The organism is Arthrobacter sp. Edens01 (assembly GCF_001307035.1).
Taxonomy (GTDB): Bacteria; Actinomycetota; Actinomycetes; order Actinomycetales; family Micrococcaceae; genus Arthrobacter_B.
In genome coordinates this window covers 403,416-425,162 of record NZ_LKIU01000005.1, presented here as the reverse complement: position 1 = coordinate 425,162, position 21,747 = coordinate 403,416, and the positions used below count along the sequence as shown (strand labels likewise).

General features: G+C 64.1%; 20 protein-coding genes, 3 tRNA genes and 1 pseudogene. 6 read left to right on the top strand and 18 right to left on the bottom strand.

What is annotated here, in order from left to right; all coding sequences use genetic code 11:
• The first annotated feature begins 88 nt into the window (after positions 1-88).
• Positions 89-565 carry an Lrp/AsnC family transcriptional regulator gene (locus AO716_RS08080; RefSeq protein WP_055240413.1) on the top strand — a complete coding sequence of 159 codons (477 nt, stop codon included), beginning with the start codon at positions 89-91 and terminating at the stop codon, positions 563-565.
• Between the two features lie 128 nt (positions 566-693).
• On the opposite strand, the gene AO716_RS08075 is transcribed toward AO716_RS08080, so the two are convergent.
• Together AO716_RS08075 and AO716_RS08070 are read right to left on the bottom strand one after the other, a co-directional pair.
• Complete coding sequence (locus tag AO716_RS08075; protein ID WP_055240412.1) at positions 694-2,316, bottom strand: cation acetate symporter; 1,623 nt, start codon at positions 2,314-2,316, stop codon at positions 694-696.
• Positions 2,313-2,684: a DUF485 domain-containing protein gene (locus AO716_RS08070; RefSeq protein WP_055240411.1), complete on the bottom strand. Its 372-nt coding sequence runs from the start codon at positions 2,682-2,684 to the stop codon at positions 2,313-2,315. The genes AO716_RS08075 and AO716_RS08070 overlap by 4 nt, the downstream gene beginning before the upstream one ends.
• Positions 2,685-2,909: 225 nt before the next feature.
• On the opposite strand from AO716_RS08070, the gene AO716_RS08065 reads away from it, so the two are divergent.
• From AO716_RS08065 to AO716_RS08050, 4 genes are read left to right on the top strand one after another with little or no spacing between them, the layout of a single operon-like run.
• Complete coding sequence (locus AO716_RS08065) at positions 2,910-4,106, top strand: sensor histidine kinase (RefSeq protein WP_055240410.1); 1,197 nt, start codon at positions 2,910-2,912, stop codon at positions 4,104-4,106.
• Between the two features lie 19 nt (positions 4,107-4,125).
• Complete coding sequence (locus AO716_RS08060; protein ID WP_055240409.1) at positions 4,126-4,875, top strand: LytR/AlgR family response regulator transcription factor; 750 nt, start codon at positions 4,126-4,128, stop codon at positions 4,873-4,875.
• On the top strand, positions 4,872-5,249 hold the full coding sequence (locus AO716_RS08055) for a hypothetical protein (protein WP_055240408.1): 378 nt from the start codon (positions 4,872-4,874) through the stop codon (positions 5,247-5,249). The genes AO716_RS08060 and AO716_RS08055 overlap by 4 nt, the downstream gene beginning before the upstream one ends.
• Positions 5,250-5,255: 6 nt before the next feature.
• Positions 5,256-6,743 (top strand): cation acetate symporter, encoded by a 1,488-nt coding sequence (locus tag AO716_RS08050; RefSeq protein WP_055240407.1) that lies wholly within the window; start codon positions 5,256-5,258, stop codon positions 6,741-6,743.
• 76 nt (positions 6,744-6,819) lie between these two features.
• On the opposite strand, the gene AO716_RS08045 is transcribed toward AO716_RS08050, so the two are convergent.
• The 6 genes from AO716_RS08045 to rpsB form a co-directional block, all read right to left on the bottom strand.
• Positions 6,820-7,398, bottom strand: coding sequence for a DivIVA domain-containing protein (locus AO716_RS08045; RefSeq protein ID WP_200907610.1), 579 nt, complete (start codon positions 7,396-7,398; stop codon positions 6,820-6,822).
• A 110-nt stretch (positions 7,399-7,508) separates the two neighbouring features.
• Positions 7,509-8,474, bottom strand: coding sequence for a phosphatidate cytidylyltransferase (locus tag AO716_RS08040; protein ID WP_200907609.1), 966 nt, complete (start codon positions 8,472-8,474; stop codon positions 7,509-7,511).
• A complete protein-coding gene (gene frr, locus AO716_RS08035; protein WP_055240405.1) occupies positions 8,474-9,031 on the bottom strand; it encodes a ribosome recycling factor in 558 nt (185 codons plus the stop codon). The genes AO716_RS08040 and frr overlap by 1 nt, the downstream gene beginning before the upstream one ends.
• 180 nt (positions 9,032-9,211) lie before the next feature.
• Entirely contained in the window at positions 9,212-9,943 is a 732-nt protein-coding gene (gene pyrH, locus AO716_RS08030; protein ID WP_055240404.1) for a UMP kinase, read from the bottom strand.
• A 155-nt stretch (positions 9,944-10,098) separates the two neighbouring features.
• Entirely contained in the window at positions 10,099-10,938 is an 840-nt protein-coding gene (gene tsf / locus AO716_RS08025) for a translation elongation factor Ts (RefSeq protein ID WP_055240403.1), read from the bottom strand.
• A gap of 139 nt (positions 10,939-11,077) precedes the next feature.
• On the bottom strand, positions 11,078-11,935 hold the full coding sequence (gene rpsB / locus AO716_RS08020; RefSeq protein WP_055240402.1) for a 30S ribosomal protein S2: 858 nt from the start codon (positions 11,933-11,935) through the stop codon (positions 11,078-11,080).
• A gap of 479 nt (positions 11,936-12,414) precedes the next feature.
• On the opposite strand from rpsB, the pseudogene AO716_RS17025 reads away from it, so the two are divergent.
• A pseudogene (locus AO716_RS17025) lies at positions 12,415-12,945 on the top strand (M23 family metallopeptidase); the annotation flags it as partial.
• A gap of 84 nt (positions 12,946-13,029) precedes the next feature.
• Here the strand turns inward: AO716_RS17025 and AO716_RS08015 are convergent.
• The 10 genes from AO716_RS08015 to AO716_RS07970 all read right to left on the bottom strand — a co-directional run bounded on the left by AO716_RS08015 (position 13,030) and on the right by AO716_RS07970 (position 21,724).
• Entirely contained in the window at positions 13,030-14,214 is a 1,185-nt protein-coding gene (locus tag AO716_RS08015; RefSeq protein ID WP_055240401.1) for an acyl-CoA dehydrogenase family protein, read from the bottom strand.
• A 196-nt stretch (positions 14,215-14,410) separates the two neighbouring features.
• A tRNA-Ile gene (locus tag AO716_RS08010) sits at positions 14,411-14,484 on the bottom strand.
• Between the two features lie 99 nt (positions 14,485-14,583).
• On the bottom strand, positions 14,584-15,765 hold the full coding sequence (locus AO716_RS08005; protein ID WP_055240400.1) for a glycosyltransferase: 1,182 nt from the start codon (positions 15,763-15,765) through the stop codon (positions 14,584-14,586).
• A gap of 45 nt (positions 15,766-15,810) precedes the next feature.
• Complete coding sequence (locus AO716_RS08000) at positions 15,811-16,743, bottom strand: DMT family transporter (protein ID WP_055240399.1); 933 nt, start codon at positions 16,741-16,743, stop codon at positions 15,811-15,813.
• A 24-nt stretch (positions 16,744-16,767) separates the two neighbouring features.
• On the bottom strand, positions 16,768-17,400 hold the full coding sequence (locus AO716_RS07995; protein WP_152969912.1) for a CDP-alcohol phosphatidyltransferase family protein: 633 nt from the start codon (positions 17,398-17,400) through the stop codon (positions 16,768-16,770).
• Between the two features lie 33 nt (positions 17,401-17,433).
• The gene (locus AO716_RS07990) at positions 17,434-18,225 is read right to left on the bottom strand and encodes a phage holin family protein (RefSeq protein WP_082413433.1); all 792 of its coding nucleotides are present in this window, start codon (positions 18,223-18,225) and stop codon (positions 17,434-17,436) included.
• A 107-nt stretch (positions 18,226-18,332) separates the two neighbouring features.
• On the bottom strand, positions 18,333-19,766 hold the full coding sequence (locus tag AO716_RS07985) for a sugar porter family MFS transporter (protein ID WP_055240397.1): 1,434 nt from the start codon (positions 19,764-19,766) through the stop codon (positions 18,333-18,335).
• 209 nt (positions 19,767-19,975) lie between these two features.
• Positions 19,976-21,133: an NADP-dependent malic enzyme gene (locus tag AO716_RS07980; RefSeq protein ID WP_055240396.1), complete on the bottom strand. Its 1,158-nt coding sequence runs from the start codon at positions 21,131-21,133 to the stop codon at positions 19,976-19,978.
• 322 nt (positions 21,134-21,455) lie between these two features.
• Positions 21,456-21,528, bottom strand: a tRNA-Asn gene (locus AO716_RS07975).
• A gap of 123 nt (positions 21,529-21,651) precedes the next feature.
• Positions 21,652-21,724 (bottom strand) — tRNA-Asn (locus tag AO716_RS07970).
• Positions 21,725-21,747: the final 23 nt, after the last annotated feature.

Sequence of the window (21,747 nt, the reverse complement as noted above, 5' to 3'; positions counted from 1 at the left end):
CACACAGCGCAGGCAGCACAACCACATGCGCTCCGATTGCGCATACTGCCCTGCTTCGGCGTTTCACCCCGTGCTAGCGTTGCGCACTATGCAGATTCTGGACTCCACCGACTTCCGCGTCCTGCGGGCCATGGCTACGGATCCCCGGCGGACCGTGGTCGCCCTGGCCGGCCGGCTGGGGATCTCCCGCAACACGGTCCAGGCGCGGCTCTCACGGATGGAAAAGAAAGGTGCCTTCCTCTCCTTTGAACGGCGGATCAACCCGGTGGCCCTGGGGTACCCGCTGATGGCTTTCGTCCATGTGCATGTCCAGCAGCAGCGGCTGGCAGAGATCACCGCTGATCTTTCCGCTGTACCGGAGGTCGTGGAGGCCCACGGACTGACCGGAGCTGCGGACCTGCTGCTGCGGATTGTGGCGCTTGACGCCGAAGACCTGTTCCGGGTCAACAAGGCGATCCTTTCCGTGCCCGGCGTCGAACGTTCCGACACCACCCTGGCGATGGGTGAGCTGATCCCCTACCGGGTGGCCCCGCTGCTCGACCGTGGACCTGCCGCCGGCGAATAGCCCGCTTCGGGGGCCCGCAGGCGGGCCGCCGCGGCGTCGCACCCATGCCGTACTGCCACCAGCTTCCAGGCACGGCAAAGGGCGCCTCCCCAGGAATGGGGAGGCGCCCTTCTTACCGTGCGGTAAACCTAGTGGTCCACTGCCTTCTCGGCGCCAACACCGGTGAGCGAACGGACTTCCATTTCCGCCTGCTTTTCCGGAGACTCGTCATCCTTGCTGGTGACAGTGCCCAGGAAGCCCAGGAAGAACGCCAGCGGAATCGAGACCAGGCCCGGGTTGTTCAGCGGGAAGATCGCGAAGTCGGCTCCGGCGATCATCGAGGTTTCAGCACCGGAGACAACCGGCGAGAAGATGATCAGCAGGATGGCCGAGCCCAGGCCGCCGTACATGCTCCAGACAGCACCGCGGGTGTTGAAGCGGCGCCAGTAGAGCGAGTAGATGATGGTGGGCAGGTTGGCACTGGCCGCGACGGCGAAGGCCAGGGCGACCAGGAAGGCAACGTTCTGCCCCTGGGCACCAATGCCGCCCAGGATTGACACGACGCCGATCACCAGCACGGTCCGGCGGGCAACCTTCACCTCGCCGTCGGCATCCACCTTGCCCTTGCGGACAACGTTGGCGTAGATGTCGTGGGCGAAGGAGGCAGCTGCCGTGATGGTCAGGCCGGCCACAACAGCCAGGATGGTAGCGAATGCGACGGCGGCGATCAGTCCCAGCAGGACCGGCCCACCCAGGGCGAAGGCCAGCAGCGGAGCAGCGGAGTTCACGCCGCCCGGAGCTCCTATGATGGTCTCCCGCTCAATCAGGGCAGCGGCGCCGTAGCCGAGGACCAGGGTGAACAGGTAGAACAGGCCGATCAGCCAGATGGCCCAGACTACGGAGCGGCGGGCTTCCTTGGCGGTGGGAACCGTGTAGAAGCGCATCAGCACGTGGGGCAGGGCTGCGGTGCCAAGCACCAGGGCCAGGCCGAGGGAGATGAAGTCCAGCTTGGAGGTTTCAGACTTGCCGTACTGCAGTCCCGGATCGAGGATCGCGGCGTTGCCGGACATCTCGACGGCGGAGCCAAGCAGTTCGGAGAGGTTGAAGCCGTTGATGGCCAGGACCCAGACGGTCATGACGCCCGCACCGGCAATCAGGAGGCAGGCCTTGATGATCTGCACCCAGGTGGTGCCCTTCATGCCGCCGACCAGTACGTAGATGATCATGAGTCCGCCGACGACGGTGATCACCAGGGACTGGCCGAGCTTCGAGTCGATGCCCATGAGCAGGGAAACAAGTCCGCCGGCGCCGGCCATCTGGGCCAGCAGGTAGAAGAAGCAGACAGCCAGGGTAGTGGTAGCCGCGGCGATGCGGACCGGGCGCTGCTTGAGCCGGAAGGAAAGCACGTCGGCCATGGTGAACTTGCCGGTATTGCGCAGCATTTCGGCTACCAGCAGCAGGGCCACGAGCCAGGCAACCAGGAAGCCGATGGAGTAAAGGAAGCCGTCATAGCCGTTGATGGCGATGGCTCCGACGATGCCAAGGAAGGACGCTGCAGAGAGGTAGTCGCCGGCGATGGCGGTGCCGTTCTGCGGGCCGGTGAAGGAACGCCCGGCTGCGTAGTAGTCGGCTGCGGTCTTGTTGTTGCGGCTGGCACGCAGCACCACCACAAGGGTCACGGCCACGAACAGGCCGAAGATCAGCATGTTCAGCCAGCCGGTTTCCCGGACGGCGTCGGCGGTGACGGCGGCGGGGATGTAGAGGGTGTTCATTTGGTCTCCTCGGGAAGGGACACGCCTTTGGCCTCCAGCTCGCCGCGCAGTTCGGAGGCGATCGGATCGAGGCGGCGGTTGGCGTAGCTGACGTACCACATGGTGATGCCGAAGGTGCTGACGAACTGCAGCAGGCCCAGGATCAGACCGATGTTGATGTTGCCAATGACCGGAGTGGACATGAAGTCGTGCGCGTAGTCAGCGAGCAGCACGTAGGCGAAGTACCAGACGAGGAAGACCACGGCCATGGGAAAGATGAAGCTGCGCTGGCGTTTGCGCAGCTCCTGGAACTGCGGGGACCGCTGGACTTCCCGGAAGTCGACCGGCGCCTCGCTTTCGGGGTGTGAATGTGGCTGGTGTTCAGCCATCTCTCCTCCTTGGGTTGGGCACGTGCGGCGGTACGGCACTGATACCGCGGATCCATCGGGGACCTGCGACCGCCAGCACGCCGGCTGTGATGGGCATCACTTTTCCAATGCGGATGCATCCGGTGCCACTTATCGCGCACCTGTGTCGGTGAACGGGCCCATCCGTGCGCCAAACGGCATCCCCGGAGCCGTTGAGGGGCTGCAGGACTGGGTAGTCTGGGAGCCATGCCCGCCGCCTTGGAAGTCGCTCTGGTCTGCGCTGTTGCCGTCCTGACGCTCGCAGCCGTGGCTGCGCTGGGCTATCGGCTGAGCCGCTCCCAGCGGGACCTGGGGTCCGACGCCGAGCGGGCAGCCTACGCGACCCTGCACACGGCGTCGCTCGCTTCGCGCCACCTTCGGGCCGGACTCACGCCGGCCGGAGCCTCCCGTGCCAGCCGGCACCTGCGCGGCCTGCTGCGCTGCGAGACCCTGTTCATGACCGACACCGGCGGTGTTCTTGCCTGGGAGGGCGTGCTGGCGGACACGCCGCAGCGGCGGGAACGGATCTTCTTCGCCGCACGGGGGGTGCTTGAATCCGGACGGACCAAGGTGTTCCGCGGACCCGCCCTGCGGGCGCTGGGGCTGCAGGACGGCGGGGAGCTGCTGGTTTGCCCGCTGCGCGCCAACGGCCAGGCGGTTGGCACCCTGGGCATCTTCGCGCCGTCGATCAGCGCCGGGCTCATCCGAGCAACCAACGACGTCGCCGACTGGGTTGCTGCCCAGGTGGAGCTGGCGGAGCTGGATGCGTCCAGGGCGCTGCTGATGGAGGCAGAGGTGAAGGCGCTGCGCGCACAGATCAGTCCGCACTTTATCTACAACTCGCTAAACGCCATTGCCTCCTACATCAACACCGATCCGCAGCGGGCACGCGAACTGGTGGTGGAGTTCGCGGATTTCACCCGGTATTCCTTCCGCCGCCACGGAGACTTCACCACGCTCGCCGAGGAGCTGCAGTCCATTGACCGCTATCTGCTCCTGGAACGGGCACGTTTTGGGGAACGGCTCAAGGTGAGCCTTCAGATCAGTCCCGAAGTCCTCGGCACGGTGATTCCGTTCCTGTCCCTTCAGCCCCTGGTGGAGAACTCGGTGCGGCACGGCCTGGATTCAATCGACGGCGAAGGCCACATCACCATCTCCGCCCGTGACGCCGGTGCCCTCGCCGAAATCACTGTGGAGGACAACGGAGTGGGGATGGATCCACAAAAACTGCAGGCGCTGCTCGCCGGGCACGCCGACGGCGACCACGTGGGACTGCGGAACGTTGACCTCCGGCTGCGCCAGGTTTACGGGGACGCGCACGGTCTGGTGATCGACACGGCGGAGGGCGCCGGAACCCTGATCACCATGCGCATCCCCAAGTCGCAGCCGGGGCATCAAACGTAAAGGAAGTAGTCTGGATCACATGCCCAAATCCGCAAAGCAGCTGACCGTGGTGGTCGCCGACGATGAAGCTCCCGCCGTCGACGAGCTGGCTTTCCTGCTGGGCCGGGATTCGCGCATCGGCACGGTCCTGCGTGCTTCCAGCGGCGCCCAGGCACTGCACGCCATCGAGACGGCCGACGTCGACGCCGTGTTCCTGGACATCCACATGCCCGCCCTGTCCGGACTGGACATCGCCAGGGCGCTGGCCCGCAAGGAGCGGGCTCCCGCCGTTGTTTTCGTCACCGCCGACGAGGACCATGCCCTTGATGCCTTCGATCTGGCAGCACTTGATTACCTGCTCAAACCGGTCCGTACTGAACGCCTCACTGAATCGGTGCGCCGGATCAGCGAGGCGCTGGCAGGCTCCGGAACAGAGAGCGCCGAGGACGGCGACGTCGTTACCGTGGTGCAGGGTGCCACCACCCGGATGATCCGCCGGGAGGATATCCGCTATGTGCAGGCACAGGGCGACTATGCCCGCCTCCACACCGAAGAGACCAGTTACCTGGTCCGAATTCCGCTGGCCGAGCTTGAAGCCCAGTGGGCGGACGCCGGGTTCCTGCGGATCCACCGTTCCTATCTGGTGGCCCGCAGCCAGATCACCCAGGTGCGGCTCAACGCAGGCAGGGCGAGTATCCGCATAGGCTCCGACGAACTTCCGGTGAGCCGCCGGCATCTGCCCACGGTCCGCAGCACGCTGGCTTCGGGCCGGGTCCGGCCTTCGGCATGAGCGGCGAGAACCGCCCGCAGCGGGTCCGGGTCACTGCTCCCCCGCGTCCCGGAGCTGTCCCCCCGGCGTTTCCCGTCGCGCGGGAACTGGATGAGCAGTCCGAGGTCGGCGAGGTTTTCCTCTCCTCCCTGATCCGCTCACAGCTGCGGCTGGCACTGGTAGTGGCGGGCGGTTTCGGGCTAATCCTGCTGGGCGTCCCCCTGGTGCTGGCCCTGTTTCCGGAGATAGGGGCCTTGGAACTGCTGGGCATTCCTGTCCCCTGGGTGCTGCTGGGGTTTGGGGTGTATCCGCTGGTGATCATCAGCGGCGCGCTCTACGTGCGCAGTGCCAACCGGAACGAGAAACGTTTCCAGGACCTCCTGGATGAAGGGTAGCGCCAGGTGACATGGGAAGTCAGCCCCGGCGTGGGCTACACAGCGCTGGCCGCAGTCACCTTGGCAACACTGCTGATCGGCGCGTACGGCCTGCGGATCTCCCGGACGACCGGCGATTTCTACGTTGCTTCCCGGACGGTCAAGCCGTGGTGGAATGCATCCGCGATCGGCGGTGAGTACCTATCCGCAGCCAGTTTCCTCGGGGTTGCCGGGCTGGTGCTGGTCTCCGGCGTGGACGCACTCTGGTTCCCGATCGGCTACACCGCCGGCTACCTGATGCTGCTGTTGTTCGTTGCAGCACCGCTGCGGCGCTCCGGCGCGTACACCGTTCCCGACTTCGCCCGTGCGCGCCTCGACTCACTGCCCGCGCGCCGGGTCACGTCCCTCCTGGTGGTCGCCGTGGGATGGCTCTACATTGTGCCTCAGCTGCACGGGGCAGCACTGACGGTGGGCCTGACCACCGGGCTGCCGGGCTGGGCGGGGTCCGCCGCCGTCGTCGTGATCGTCTGCCTGAGCGTGCTCAGCGGCGGGATGCGCTCCATTACGTTCGTGCAGGCATTCCAGTACTGGCTCAAGCTGGTGGCGCTGGCCGTTCCGGTCCTCTTTATCCTCTTCCGGCTCGGCGCAGACGGCGTGTCATGGACCAGTTCAGGCGCCGCTTTCGACTTCGGGACCGACACGGCAGTCGCCGACTCGGTCTACCGCAATGTTTCACTCAGTATTGCCCTGCTGTGCGGAACGCTGGGGCTGCCGCACGTCCTGGTGCGCTTCTACACGAATCCCGACGGCGTGTCCGCCCGGCGCACCACGCTGATCGTGCTGGGGCTGCTGTCCGTTTTCTACGTGTTCCCCACGCTGTACGGCATCCTGGGCCGCACCTACCTGCCTGACCTGGCCGGGGATGGCAACGCGGACGCAACGGTGCTTCTGCTGCCTGCGCAGGTGTTCGACGGCGCGCTCGGAGACCTGCTGGCGGCCTTCGTCACTGCCGGGGCCTTCGCTGCGTTCCTGTCCACCTCCAGCGGACTGATCGTGTCCCTGGCCGGTGTGATCAGCCAGGAGTTCTTCCGGGGCAGCATCCGTGGTTTCCGAACAGCTACCCTGCTGGCCGGTGCGGTTCCGCTGGGCCTGGCCCTGCTGACCAACACCCAGGCGCTGGCCGGCAGCGTGGGAATGGTCTTCGCGTTTACTGCATCAACTTTGTGCCCGCTGCTGCTGATGGGGATCTGGTGGCGGCGGCTGACCGCTGCCGGAGCGGTTGCCGGGATGCTGACCGGTGCGGTGCTGTGCGGCGGCGCGATTGTGGCCGGAGGTGTGTTGTCAGTGTCCGGCGGAGCGGTTCCCGTGTGGCTTGAGCAGCCGGCTGCGTGGACGGTCCCGGCGGCCTTCGCCGTCACCGTCCTTGTATCCCTTCGCGGGCCGGGGACCATTCCAGCCGGAACCGCACGTTTCCTGGCCCGGCTGCATACCCCGGAACGCATTCTGCGCCCCTGACCTAACGCCGAGAGGCCAGTTAGGGCTCCTACCAGCGCTGGTAAGAGCCGTAACTGGCCTCTCGATGAAAAGAGAGTTAGTCGATGGCGGCCATAAGCTCGACGACGCGGTCCAGGAAGGCATCCACCTGCGTTTCCTCGTAGCCGGCGTCGCCCTTGGCTTCGCGGAAGACTGCCCTGCGGACCACATCAACGGAAAGCGGGCGGTCGTGCTCGAAGTAGCCAAGCAGTTCGTTGCAGAGCGCATCGACGTCGCGAACGTTGTAGCTGTGCGCGCGCTTTTTGGTGGGGCGGCGGAACCGCTCCCCCGGCTTGCGGTGCAGCCGGGCGCGCAGCACGGCGGAGGTCCGGCCGATCTGCAGGAGCCAGGCTTCCTCGCCCTTCTCCTGGATGAGGCGGTCGCGCTCACGCTGGGCGAAGACGTCTTCGAGGCGGTCCAGGGCGGCGTCGACGGCCTGAGCCTCGTAGCCTCCCTTGGCCGGATCGAACGCCATTGAACGGACGTGGCGGCTGGTGATGACCTTTGCTCCCGGTGTCTCTGAGTTGTAGTAGTTCCGGGCCTTGGTCAGGAAGTCGTCGACCTGGCGGACGTTATAGCCGTATTCTCTTCGGCCCACACGCTCAAAGGGGGCACTCGCCTGCCTCGCATCGTTCATGTTCAACTAATCCTTTGGTGTCAAGTCTTCTTCCGCCACGGGATGCGGGACCGTCGAAAATATCTTACGTGTTCGCCGGCCGAGACCTGGGCAGGACTCCCCGGGGAACCTTACATTGAGCCCGGGACCAGCAGCACGGACAGCAGGAATACCACGGGTGAGGCAAAGACCACCGAATCCAGCCGGTCCATCGCGCCGCCGTGTCCGGGCAGCAGATTGGACATGTCCTTCACGCCGAGCTCGCGTTTGATCATCGATTCGGAGAAATCACCGGCTGTTGCAGCCGCGACTGTTGCGACAGCAAGCACCAGGCCAAACCACCACGGCTGGTCCAGGAACAGGACCGATGCCAGGATGCCGACCACGGTGGCGCCGGCGGCTGAACCGCCAAAACCTTCCCATGATTTCTTGGGACTGATCTTCGGCGCCATGGGGTGCTTGCCGAGGAACGCGCCCACCAGGTAGCCGAACGTATCATTGGCCACTACCAGCAGCAGCAGGACAGCCACGCGGATCTGGCCCTCCGGTTCGCGCAGCAGCAGCAGCGCGAAGCTGAGCAGGAACGGAATCCACAGCAGCACAAATACACCGGCGAGGATGCTCCGCAGCGCGTCCTGGGCCGTATCAATGCTCCGCCACAGCAGCACCGCGATTCCGGTTCCGGCAAGCGCGAAGGCCAGTGCTTCGGTACCGCCAAAATAGGCCGCCAGCGGTATGGCTACCGCTCCCACCAGGACCGGCACATGCGGAACCTTGATCCCGCGGACCTCCAGCGCACGGGAGACTTCCCAGACGCCGACGGCGGAAAAAGCCGCAGCGATCACGGCAATGGCAACCGGGCTGAACAACAGGCCCACGAGCAGCGCCCCGAGCAGCACTACGCCGACGGCGATGGCTGCGGGCAGGTTCCGCCCGGCTTTCGAGGGTTTGCGCTCCTTGGCTGCTTTCCGCGTGCGGGCAGCTGAGCTGCGGGCCCTGCGGCTGGCGGGACCGTCCATGTCCGTGCCCTTCGCTGCCGGGTCTGCCTCAGGAGACGGTTTTCCGCCAGCCTGGGTAGAAGGCTGGGATTGGTTCATCAGACCTCGAGCAGCTCGGCTTCCTTGCGCTTGAGCAGCTCATCGATCGAGTCGGTGTGAGCCTTGGTCAGGGCGTCCAGGTCCTTCTCGGCCCGGTTGCCGTCGTCTTCGCCGATCTCCCCGTCCTTGACCAGGCGGTCCAGGGCATCCTTCGCCTTGCGGCGGATGTTGCGTACGGAGACCTTGGCGTCTTCGCCCTTGCCGCGGACAATCTTCACGTATTCCTTGCGGCGGTCCTGAGTCAGTTCCGGCATGATGACGCGGATGACCTTGCCGTCGTTGGAGGGGTTGGCACCAACTTCCGAGTCGCTAAGTGCACGCTCGATCGCACGAAGCGCGGTGACGTCGTACGGGGTGATCAGCAGGGTGCGTGCATCCGGCGTCGCGAAGGAGGCCAGCTGCTGCAGCTGGGTAGGGGAACCGTAGTAATCGACCAGGACTCTGGAGAAGAGTGCGGGATTGGCGCGGCCGGTGCGGATTGTCGAGAAGTCCTCCTTGGCAACCTCCACAGCCTTGTCCATCTTGTCGGCTGCCTCTTTCAAGGTCTCTTCGATCACGGTGTCTCCTCATTGCAGGGAAAAGGCCAGTGCCGGAAATACTTGCAGTAAATCTTGCAGTACATACCGGGCAGCGGCGTGGTTTGGACTCTTCTACCATCCTAACCCGCGCGGCTCCCGCGGCGGCACCTGCGGCGATGCCGCACGGCGACCGGGCGGAAGCCGCTCCGGGAAGGAGTGTCAGTTTGAAACTACGGTGCCGATCTTTTCGCCGCGGATGGCCCGGGTCACGTTGCCTTCACCTTCCATGCCGAAGACCACCATGGAGAGGTTGTTGTCCTTGCACATGGTCATAGCCGTCTGGTCCATGACGCGGATGTCCTGGCGCAGCGCGTCGTCATACGTGAGGGTTTCAAGGCGCTGCGCATTGGGGTCCTTGTTCGGATCTGCCGTGTAGACCCCGTCTACGCCTGACTTGGCCATCAGGACCTCGTCGGCGTGGACTTCCAGTGCGCGCTGGGCGGCCACTGTGTCCGTGGAGAAGTACGGCAGGCCTGCCCCGGCGCCGAAGATGACTACGCGGCCCTTTTCCAGGTGGCGGATCGCGCGGCGGGGAATATAGGCTTCAGCGACCTGGCCCATGGTGATCGCGCTCTGCACCCGCGTCTCCACGCCTGCCTGTTCCAGGAAGTCCTGCAGCGCCAGGCAGTTCATGACCGTGCCAAGCATGCCCATGTAGTCGGCCCGTGAGCGGTCCATGCCGCTTTGGGAGAGTTCTGCACCGCGGAAGAAGTTGCCTCCGCCGACCACGATGGCGGTCTCTACCTCACCTACGGTCGCGGCGATCTGCTTTGCCACGGAGCGGACCGTTTCCGGATCAACACCCAGTTTCCCTCCCCCGAACACCTCGCCGGAGAGCTTTAGCAGGACGCGGCGGCGCGGAGTGTCGGTTTCTGTCAGGGCGTGGTCCATGATGCCTCCCGGGGCAATGCTGGTGCGTGAACTTGTCAGCTGTTTCAAGAGTAATAAGGGGATTTGGACAGGCAAAAGGGGTGGCCACCTTTCGGTGGCCACCCCCTCTATGCCATCATTTCGCGTCCGCTGTGCGTTCGCGTATTTTCGGTGCCTTAGGCTCCGACGCGGAACCGGGCGAAGGCGGTCGGCTTGACGCCGGCTTCTTCCAGAACAGCGCCTACGGTCTTCTTGGCGTCCTTGGCGAACGGCTGGTCCAGCAGCACGATCTCCTTGAAGAAGCCGGTCAGGCGGCCTTCGACGATCTTCGGCAGTGCAGCTTCGGGCTTGCCCTCGGCGCGTGCGGTCTCGTCAGCAATGCGGCGCTCGTTCTCGACGATGTCCGAGGGAACTTCGTCCCGGGTCAGGTAGGTCGGAGCATATGCCGCAGTGTGGACTGCGATGTCGTGGGCTGCGGTGAAAGCTGCGTCGCCTTCGCCGTCAACGGCGAAGAGCACGCCAACCTGTGCAGGCAGATCCTTGGAGGTCTTGTGCAGGTAAGCGTCAACGGTCTTGCCCTCGACGCGTGCAACGCGGCGGACAACAACCTTCTCGCCCAGGATTGCGCCTTCTTCGACAACAACCTCGGACAGCGGCTTGCCGTCCACTTCGTAGGCCAGGAGGGTCTCGGCGTCAGCGGCAGCGGACTCGATGGCTGCAGCCAGAACGCGGTCGGCGAGTTCGATGAACTTGGCGGACTTGGCAACGAAGTCAGTCTCGCAGTTCAGTTCGACCATCACGCCAACGGTTCCGTCGATGACCTTGGCAGCAACCAGGCCTTCAGCGGTGGAACGGCCTTCGCGCTTGGTAGCACCCTTCAGGCCCTTGATGCGGATGAGCTCCATGGCCTTGTCGGCATCGCCGTTAGCCTCGTCGAGAGCCTTCTTCACATCCATCATGCCGGCGCCGGTGCGCTCGCGCAGAGCCTTGATATCAGCAGCGGTGTAGTTCGCCATTTGGACTCCAGTCCTCCCGTAATAAAAGTATTGGTGCAGTTCCGGCTATGCGGCGGGCCGGGGTTCCGGCCCGCCGCATAGGCGAAGGTCCCGCAATGGCAGCTGCTGGAAAGCAGCTGCCATCACAGTGAAAATCGAATTACTTTGCTTCTTCAGCGGGAGCTTCGGCGGCGGGAGCCTCCGGAGCAGCCTCAGCGGCCGGAGCCTCAGCAGCGGCTTCAGCGGCCGGAGCAGCTGCGCCTTCGAGCAGTTCGCGCTCCCACTCAGCCAGCGGCTCAGCCGGGGCTTCGGTGTTGCCGGACTTGTTGTGGCGGGCGATGAGGCCCTCGGCAACGGCGTCGGCGATAACGCGGGTCAGCAGGTTGACGGAGCGGATGGCGTCGTCGTTGCCCGGGATCGGGAAGTCGACATCGTCCGGATCGCAGTTGCTGTCCAGGATGGCAACAACGGGGATGTTCAGCTTCTTGGCCTCGTCAACTGCGAGGTGTTCCTTCTGGGTGTCCACGATCCAGACCACGGACGGAGCCTTGGTCAGGTTGCGGATACCGCCCAGGTTGGATTCCAGCTTGGTCAGTTCACGCTTGAGGAGCAGGAGCTCCTTCTTGGTGTGACCGGAGGAAGCAACATCGTCGAAGTTGATTTCTTCGAGTTCCTTCATGCGCTGGATGCGCTTGGCAACAGTCTGGAAGTTGGTCAGCATGCCGCCGAGCCAGCGCTGGTTGACGTAGGGCTGGCCAACACGGGTGGCCTGCTCTGCGATGGCTTCCTGCGCCTGCTTCTTGGTGCCGACGAAGAGCACGGTGCCGCCGTGGGCGACGGTGGCCTTGACGAACTCGTATGCACGGTCGATGTAGGACAGCGACTGCTGGAGGTCGATGATGTAGATGCCGTTGCGCTCGGTGAAGATGAAGCGCTTCATCTTCGGGTTCCAACGACGGGTCTGGTGACCAAAGTGAACGCCGCTGTCGAGCAGCTGGCGCATGGTAACGACGGGCATGTCGTCACTCCTTCCGGCAGCATGCGGCGCTTGGCGCACGCGAAGAAAGCTGCCTATTGACGGTTAATAGAAGCACCCGGCGGGTGCTGCTCCTGGTGCCCATCAGCCTCCTGCCCGGAACAGGCAGTTGGCGTGTGTACCTTTCCGGTGTTGACCGGACCGCAGGAACACACCCGCTTTTCCCTTGCGGAAAACGCGGATAATTGGAGCACGCGTAGTCAGCCTGAGGCGCGTCTTCCTGCTCCCATCCTGACTTTCCGGGCGGTTCTCCGGCGCCAGTGGCGGCAGGAGGGAACTTTCCCGGTTGGGCAGGGAGGATCAGCGCGCAGCAAACTGCTTCGTCAAGTGTACTACAGCGGCGGAGCCCTTCCGGCCGCTCCTCCTCCACAGCAGCCGATACCTCCGCGCCCCGGGAACGTGTGTCCACTTCGGGCGGTCCCCCGCCCCTCCAGCCGCGTCCCGGCGGGTGGACTGCCGGCATGAGTGTTTCTCCGGTTTCCCGTCCGCTGCCTGGTTCCGGCGGGCCGGCGGCCCGGCTGGCTGCCTGTGTTCTGGTACTGGCCGCCGCAGTCTTTGCCGCCTGCGCAGCATTGTGGCCGCCGGGCACGGGCAAGACTTCCGCAAGCGCCGCATCTGCCCTGTCCTGGCAGTGGCCGCTGGACCCCGAACCGCAGGTTGTCCGCCGGTTCGATAAGCCTGCCCAGCGCTGGCTGGCCGGGCACCGCGGAGTGGATCTCGCAGCCGGCCCCGGAAATGCGGTCCTGTCCCCGGCCGCAGGGACGGTCCGGTTTAGCGGCCGGGTGGTGGACCGGGGAGTCCTCACGGTCGATCACGGCGGGGGCCTGCTGAGCAGCTTCGAACCGGTTTCGGGTTCCGCTGCTGTTGGGGACCGGGTGGAGCCCGGGCAGGTCATCGGCGAGCTGGAAACGCGGCAGGCCGGCGGCCCGGAAAACAACAAACCGCACTGCCCCGGCAGCTGCCTGCATTGGGGAGTGCGGCTGGACGGGGAGTACGTTGATCCACTGCGCTTCGTGATGGACCGGCGGCCGAGCGTACTGCTGCCGCTCGGCGCCGGTCCTTCAAGCCCGCGCCTGCTATACGAAGGCGGCGACGCCGGTAATGGCGCGGCCAGTCACAAGCGTATTGATCTCGTAGGTTCCTTCATAGGAGTAGATGGCTTCGGCGTCTGCGAAGATCTTGGCCATTCCATAGTCGGTGACAATTCCGTTGCCGCCCAGGATGCTGCGGCCCAGCGCCACGGACTCACGCATCCGTGCTGTAGTGAAAGCCTTCGCCAGAGCTGACTGCTCATCCTTGGCCCGGCCCTCGTCTTCAAGCTGGGCCAGCCGCACCATCATGCCCATGGAGCTGACGGTGTTGCCCAGGATCTGCACAAGCTGTTCCTGGACCAGCTGGAAGGAGGCAAGCGGCTTGCCGAACTGCTCACGCTCAACCGCGTAGCGGCGGGCAACGTCGAAGGCAGCCATCTGCTGGCCCACGGCCTGCCAGGCGACAGCCAGGCGGGTGACTTTGAGGACCTTGTTCGTGTCGCGGAAGCTATTGGCGCCCTTGAGGTGGAAATCGTCGCTGACAACCACGTTATCCAGCACGATGTCGGCGTTCTGGACGGTGCGCAGGGCGATTTTGTTTTCGATCTTGGTGGCGGTGTACCCCTCGGTCTTCGTGTCCACCAGGAAACCCTTGACCTGGTTGTCCGCTTCGTCGCGGGCGTAGATGACAACCCAGTCCGAGAAGGTGGCGTTGCCGATCCAGCGCTTGGCGCCGTTCAGGATCCAGTTCGAACCTTCGCGGCGCGCGGTGGTGCGCGTTCCGCCTGCGACGTCGGAACCGCCCAGCGGCTCGGTGAGTCCAAATGCGCCGATCTTCTTGAGCGCATAGATGTCCGGAAGCCAGGCTTCTTTCTGCTCCTCGGATGCCAGCGCTTCGATGGAGCCGGTGAAGAGTCCGTCATGCACACCCATGAAGGTTGCGAAGGAGGTGTCCGCGCGGGTGAACTCAGCGTGGCACAGTCCCGCAAAGAGGTTGGAGTAACCCTGGCGGTAGACCGGTGACACAACGTCGAGTTCCGCCAGCTTGGGAATCATGTGCATCGGGAAGGTGCCGGCATTCCACCAGTCGTTGGCGTAGGGCTTCACCTCTGTTGTCAGCCAGGACCGGACCTCGTGAAGGCGGTCGCGCTCCTTGTCGCTGAGCAGGTCCTCGAATGCGTAGAAGTCGCCGTCCGCGTAGGGGAGGTTATCGACGTCGATAGTTGCCATGGAATGTCCTTCGCTGATCCAGTGTGATCCGGGCCGGGAAGCCGGCTGACCCCTATGTTACCCGCCAGTAACATCGGGCACAATCCCCTGGGCCGGGCAGACCTTGGCAAAGAAAAACACCCCGGTCCGAGGACCGGGGTGTTTGGGTGCAGTGCAGCCGTTCTGCCTGGGAAGAAACGGCGGCTGCCTTCACGGGTAGGGCTGGTGGGGCTTGAACCCACGACCCACGGATTATGAGTCCGCTGCTCTGACCGGCTGAGCTACAGCCCCGTGTACTGCACCGTTCCTGACGGGCAGTAGTGCCATCCTAATCGGCAGCAGCCCCAGGCGCCGAATCGTTCGCCGTCCGGGGTTGCACTCGCCGCTCCGCTAGATGCCTTCGGCGCGGTAGAGCTTTTCGAAGGTGGCAAGGGTGCTCTCGAGGCTGTGGGAATCGACCATGGCACGGCTGTGCCGGCCCATCTTCGCCCGCTCGTCTTCTGAAAGCTCCAGGATTTCGGTGATCCGCTTGGACACCTCGGTGCTGTTGCCTGGTTCAAAGAGGTAGCCGTTTTCGCCCTGCTCCACCAGGTGCGGAAGCGCCATGGCATCCGCAAGGAGCACAGGCGTGGAGGCGGACATCGCCTCGAGGGTCACCAGTGACTGCAGTTCGGCAGTTCCGGGCATGCAGAAAATGTCTGCCCGAAGGTAGGCCTGCCGCAGCTCCTCGTCGCTGACCAGTCCGCGGAAGGCAACGCGGTCCTCGATGCCGAGTCGCTTGGCCTGTGCGATCAGTGCCGACTTCACCTCGCCGCCGCCAACAATCTCGGCGTGGACGTTCAGCTCCGGCGGGGTCTTGGCGACGGCGTCGATCAGCACGTCAACGTGCTTTTCCTCCGCCAGACGGCCCACGAAGAGCACCGTGGGGTGGTCCGGACGGTCGATCGACTCGCCCGGCCGCGGCTCGTAGGTTGAAGCGTCGATTCCGTTGGACAGCGGCATGACGTCCGGCAGGCGGGCGTACTCGACCATCGCCTTGGCTGCCAGGGGCGTGGGCGTGGTAACGACTGCCGCCTGGCCCATGACCTTGCCCATGTCCCGCCAGGAGTTCCGGGCCACGATCCGCTTGAACCACTTCGGGAACGGCAGGAAAGGATCAAGATTTTCCGGCATGAAGTGGTTGGTTGCAACCACCCGGATGCCGCGTTTGCGGGCTTCGTAAAGGGTGTACTCCCCCACCATGTAGTGGCACTGGATGTGTACGACGTCGGGCTGGACCCGGTCCAGAAGCATTGAAATATGCTTCTTGATTTCCCACGGAAGGCAGATCCTCCAGTACTCGTGGGTGGGCACTCCGTGCGAACGGAGCCGGTGGACGGTCCAGAGGCCGTCTGTCTCGGAATGGCTCGGTCCGCTTTCGGGGCTCGGCGCAAGGACGTGCACGTTGTGGCCGCGTCCGTGCATGCCCTGGGCCAGCCGGAATCCGAACTGGGCAGCACCGTTGAGGTGGGGCGGGTAAGTGTCGCAGGCGATCAGGATGGTCAGCGGTTTATCTGCCGGTTCCTCGGTCACGAATGAAGTCCTCTATTGAAGTTGCAGCGGTCGGGTCAGGCGGTGTCAGGGCTTGTTCGTAGGCGTGGCCCGGGTGGACACGGGCTTCTGCCTTCGCTTGTTCATTGCCCGGCGCTTAATGACGTCCGGGTGATAGCGGGACAAAGCGACCACCCCAACAATAGCAATGACCGCGCAGACACCCATCGCGACGCCGAGCACGGCGGGGACATCGGGGCGAAGTTCGTTCAGCACACCAATCCCAATGGCGATCCCCACCATCGGATCGATCACCGTCAGTCCCGCTATGACAAGGTCCGGGGGCCCGCTCGAATAGGCACTCTGCACGAACCAGGCGCCCAGCCCGCCGGCCACGGCAATACCGACGATCGTGTACCAGGGCACGTTCAGGAGAAACCTGCCGTTGGGGTCCAAGAGGTCCGCGGCAATGGTCTTGGTCAGGACGGCAACGAAACCGAAGAGGATGCCTGCCCCGAGAATGTGGGCGATTGCTCCGAGCCGCTTGCCGAAGACCAGGTTGAGCATGCCGAAGAAGGCCACCACGACGGCGAGGATCAGGACGATGACGATTTCCTGCCGCGCTTCCACCACCGGTTCGGACCGGGTGGCACCCACTGCCAGGAGCACAAAGAGCATGCTGCCCAAAACGCAGGCCACGATTGAAACCACTGTCACGCGGTTCAGCCTTAGGCCCTGATCCCGGGAGTTCACGATCGTGGTGATAACCAGTGCCAGGGATCCGATGGGCTGAACCACCGTCAGCGGTGCCATCGCCAGCGCCGCGACGTTCAGGCCAGTCCCCACGCCCAGCAGAAGGAGGCCGAAGAGCCACCGCGGGTTGCGCAGCAGCCGGCCGAGCCCAGCACTGTTGAGGCTCAGGCCGCCGGTGTCCGCGCTGACGGCACTCCCCTGCCGCTGCGCCCCGAACGCGAGGAACACGGCACTGGCCAGCGCGCAGGCAATCGCTATGCCGGTCACGCCGGTGACTTCCGGAATTCTGGTTTACGCACCATATGCGTCCTTGGCTGCCGGTACCTGCCGGTTCCTGTACTTCCGCCAGGACGCCTGCATATAACCAACGAACGCTGCCAGATGGCCAATGCAGCCAAGTATCAGGACAGTATTGCCGGCCACTGCCAGCCAGTCATAGTCAAAGCCGGGGACCTTCTGGAGCAGCAGCATCGGGGCTCCGACCAGCAGCAGTGCCGTCCGGATCTTGCCTATGTTGCTGACCGGCAGGTTGGGGCTGCCGCAGAACAGGACCAGGGAATTAATAATCAGGATGATGTCCGGGATGACGATTGCAAGGATGAACCAGCCCGGAGCGATCCGGTCCACTACGAACACCGTGGCAACGATGATCAGCGCCAGCCGGTCAGCCACGGGGTCCAGCCATTTCCCGGCTGCCGATACCTGGTCCAGCCGGCGCGCCAGGTAACCGTCAACCCAGTCGGTGGAACCCACGATCACCAGCGTGATGAACGCTGCGCCGTAGTTGTCCTGGACGATCAGCCAGACGAATAGCGGTACGCCAAAGAACCTCAGGATGGTGATCAGGTTGGGGATCGTCCAGAAAGTATCAAGAACCCGCTCTCCCCGGCCCGGTCGTGTCCCGGCGCCGATGAGCCTGATCACAGGTATTCTCCTTCTGCCTTCCTCAACAAATCGCTATTTTCGCGCCAGCCTGCGCAGCAGGATCCCCATGGCCAGCAGGGAGGCCCCCAGGACCGCCAAAGGCTGCTTGCGTTCACGGAACATGGCACCGACCTCATCGGCCAGGCCTTCGCCCTGGGCTCCTGCCGCAGAGCTCCCGTTCTTCCGGTCCGCCGCACGGCGGGCCTTGAGGTCCTGCATCTGCTTCTTGACGTCTGCCTTCTCGCCGAGTCCGTCCCGGACCGCGGCCATGTGTTCGCGGCGCTGGCGCAGCCGGATGCGAAGCTCCTCGGGCGTCGGCTTCTGCACGGCATCCTCAGCCTTCTCCTGCTTGCCTTCTTCCGGCTTTTCCTTCGGCTTCCTGGGCGCATCAAGGGTGGACGGATCGAAGCTCCGGCCTTCCTTGAGGACGCCGAGGTCATAGCGGATTCCCCGGAGCGCGTCTTCGGGGAGCAGCGGCATGGTCTTCTTGAAGCGGTTTACGCCAACAAGGGCAGCAACTGCAGCGATCACCAGGAAGAGAGCGGCGACCAGCAGGGCAGCGAGCCACGCGGGCATCACTGTGGCAAGGCCCAGGATGGCCGCGGCGATGAGTGCAACACCCAGTGCGGCAAGGAAAAGAAGCGCGACGACGAGGAACGCCGCTGCGACGCCTGCCTTGATGCCCTTCTGCTTCATCTCCGCCAGGGCCAGGGACAGTTCGTCGCTGACCTGGCGGGGCAGCAGCCTCGCCATCACCTTGGAGAGGCCCACGAGGGAGGAGCTTCCATTAGCCCGCTGGGTCCTGGTGCTTGCGGAGCTGTTCATCGGCCCTGCCTCCGTCTGCTCGTTACTGTTCGCCGTTGCCATTACCCAAAATTACCATTCTCCTCAGGTTTCACTATCAGTTGCGCGCATCGCCCCAGCACCACCAGTCACAGATGGTCCCTGTTCTCCTCAAGCTCACGTCCCGAGAGCTCGGGAAGCTTGGTCTTCACGAACCAGAACGAGACCACGGCGAAGATCGTGAAGATTGCGTACATGATCCACAGGCCGAAGTTCTCGCTGACCCAGGGGAAGGAGAGCGTCACGATGAAATTGAAGATCCAGTTGACCATGGTGCTGAGCCCGAGGGCCAGGGAACGGATGTTGTTCGGGAAGATCTCTCCCAGCGTCACCCACATGACCGGTCCCCAGGTTGCTGCAAAGAAGACCACGAACAGGTTGGCGCCGATCAGGGCGATGGCACCCCAGGGCTGCGGCAGGACGACTTCACCGCTGCTGCTGTCAGCCTGGAAGAAGGAGACTGTGGCTGCCAGCAAACCGACAAACATGCCGATCGAGCCGGTCATAAGCAGTTTCCGCCGGCCCACCCGGTCGACGAACGCGATGGCGACGATGGTCATCAGTACGTTCACCACGGACGTGATGACCGACGTCGTAAATGAGTCCGACTCGCTGAAGCCAACCGACTGCCACAACGTAGTGGAGTAGTAGAAGATCGCGTTGATGCCCACCAGCTGCTGCAGGGCGGCAATCGCCATGCCGACCCAGAGGATGGGTTTGAGCCCGAGCATGGTCCCGCGCAGGTCGGAGTAGGTTGCCCTTTCCTCGTTCTCGAAGCTGTCCCGGATTTCGCGGATCTTCCGGTCCGTGTCCTGCACACCGGTTATGTCACGCAGCACCCGGGCGGCGTCTTCGTCCCGGTTTTTTCGCACCAGGTACTGCGGAGACTCAGGAATTGTCAGGGCCAGGACACCGTACACGATTGCCGGGAACACCCCTACCAGGAGCATCCAGCGCCAGGCGGCCATGCCCCACCACAGCTCGTTGAACGCGCTTCCGGCGGTGTTTGCCAGCCAGGCATCCGAAAGGAGCGCCGCGAAGATACCCAGGGTGATCGCCAGCTGCTGCACCGATCCAAGCGCGCCGCGCCATTTCGCCGGCGCCACTTCGGCGATGTATCCCGGCGCAATAACTGACGCGGTACCGATGGCCAGGCCGCCAATTAGCCGCCACAGCATCAGGTCCCACACGCTGAATGCCCAGGCGGAACCGATGGAGTTGGCCGCGAACAGGACAGCAGCCGTCACCATGACGGTTTTGCGTCCCAGCCGGTCTGCCAGCTGTCCGGCAAACCAGGCACCGATCGCGCAGCCGAGCAGCGTGATGGCTACGGTGAATCCAAGGACACCCGCACTAAGCGAAAACTCGCCGCCGATCGCGTCAACGGCACCGTTGATCACGGCCGTATCAAAACCGAAGAGCAGACCGCCTACGGCAGCGGCAACGGTAACGGCAATGACCTTGGCCGGATGCGCAACATTCCCGGCACTTCCCCGGCTAGGGCCTGTCTGACTGGCGCCCATCGATTCCTCGGCTTTCCTAGTACTGGGAAATAACCAATAAAGCCTACTCCAACACTAAGCATGCTTTGAGTTGGTGGGAACTGCACAGGGAGTATTCAGCGTTCCGCAGCCAACGCGCAACGCCGGGCACCCGAACCGCGGGCAGGCACAACGACGGCGCGTCCCCGGATTCAGGTCCGGGGACGCGCCGCGAGTGGGTTCCGGAGGACTTACTCCGCTGCCGATGCCACGGCTGCCGCGACGGCCGGCGCAACGCGCGGATCGAGCGGACTGGGCACGATGTGTGCAGCGCTGAGATCATCCCCCACCAGGTCAGCGATGGCCTGCGCAGCTGCGACCTTCATGGCCGATGTGATCCGGCGGGCACCGCTGTCCAGTGCCCCGCGGAATACACCGGGGAACGCCAGTACATTGTTGATCTGGTTCGGGAAATCGCTGCGCCCGGTGGCAACTACTGCGGCGTAGCGGGAAGCAACATCGGGATGGACTTCCGGATCCGGGTTGGAGAGCGCGAAGATGACGGCGTCAGGGGCCATAGTGGCCAGGATGTCCTCCGGCACGGTACCGGAGGAAACGCCGATGAAGACGTCTGCGCCTGCCAGTGCCTCTGCCGGACCGCCGTCGAGGTTCCGGGGGTTGGTCCGTCCGGCCAGTTCTCCTTTGGCACCGTCCAGCGCCCTTGACTCGGAGAGGATTCCGCGGGAATCAAGCACAATGACGTCCTTCACTCCGGCTTCGAGGAGGATGTTCGCGCAGGCGACGCCGGCGGCACCGGCACCGCTTACCACCACACGCAGCCCTGACATGTCCCTCTTGATGACCCGGGCGGCATTGGTGAGGGCTGCCAGCACCACGATCGCCGTACCGTGCTGGTCATCGTGCATCACCGGGCAGTCCAGTGCTTCGATGAGCCGGCGTTCGAGTTCAAAGCAGCGCGGAGCGGAGATGTCCTCCAAATTCACGGCACCGAAGCTGGGCCGCAGCCGCACCAGGGTTTCAATGATCTCGTCGACGTCCGTGGTTTGAAGGACCAGCGGAATTGAGTTCAGCCCGGCGAAGGTCTTGAAGAGCGCGGATTTGCCTTCCATGACCGGCAGCGATGCCGCTGGGCCAATGTTTCCCAGGCCCAGCACGGCGGTGCCGTCACTGACCACAGCCACCAGACGGGATGCCCAGGTGTGGGTCTGCGCCAAAGAAGGATCTGCGGCGATTCCGCGGCTCACCTCTGCGACTCCGGGCGTGTAGGCGATCGAGAGCGCGCGAATCGAATCCAGCGGCTGCTTCGTTTCCACCGACAGCTTTCCGCCTTCGTGGGCCGCGTAAATCTCCTGCTGGCTGATGGCTGCTGATGCAACGGTAGAGGTCATGGTTGTACTCCTGATGTAGGAACAGAGAGGAACCGCGTCTGCGTAGCCTGCTGGATCAGCGGCCTCACGTGCGCGAAACGTAACAGAGCAGTAGGGCTCCGGTATGGGCATCAGGATAGGTACGCCCCTGGCGCCTGCAGCACCGGACAGTTGTGGTTCCAGTGCCCTTTGCAGCGGCAGACCCCCAGTGTAGCCACGATCACGGGGAGATCCGCAAACCATGCGGTCTCGGCGGCGCGGCTCCGCGTTCCACGGGCAGTGAATGGTCCCGGACGCGGCAAAGGCCCGTAACAGTGTTCCTGTTACAGGCCTTTGGCAGTTGCTCCCCCGACTGGACTCGAACCAGTAACCCTTCGATTAACAGTCGAATGCTCTGCCAATTGAGCTACGGGGGAAAGCGGCGACATCAGTCTACAGGAACCGGAGGCTGTCACCGACCGCCTGCCCTGCCTCCCGCCCCGGACATCGAAGCAGGAAGAAGGCTCCTGACCTGTTTGTGCAGGTCAGGAGCCCATTTGCTCCCCCGACTGGACTCGAACCAGTAACCCTTCGATTAACAGTCGAATGCTCTGCCAATTGAGCTACGGGGGAAAGCGCGACTATTACTTTACAGA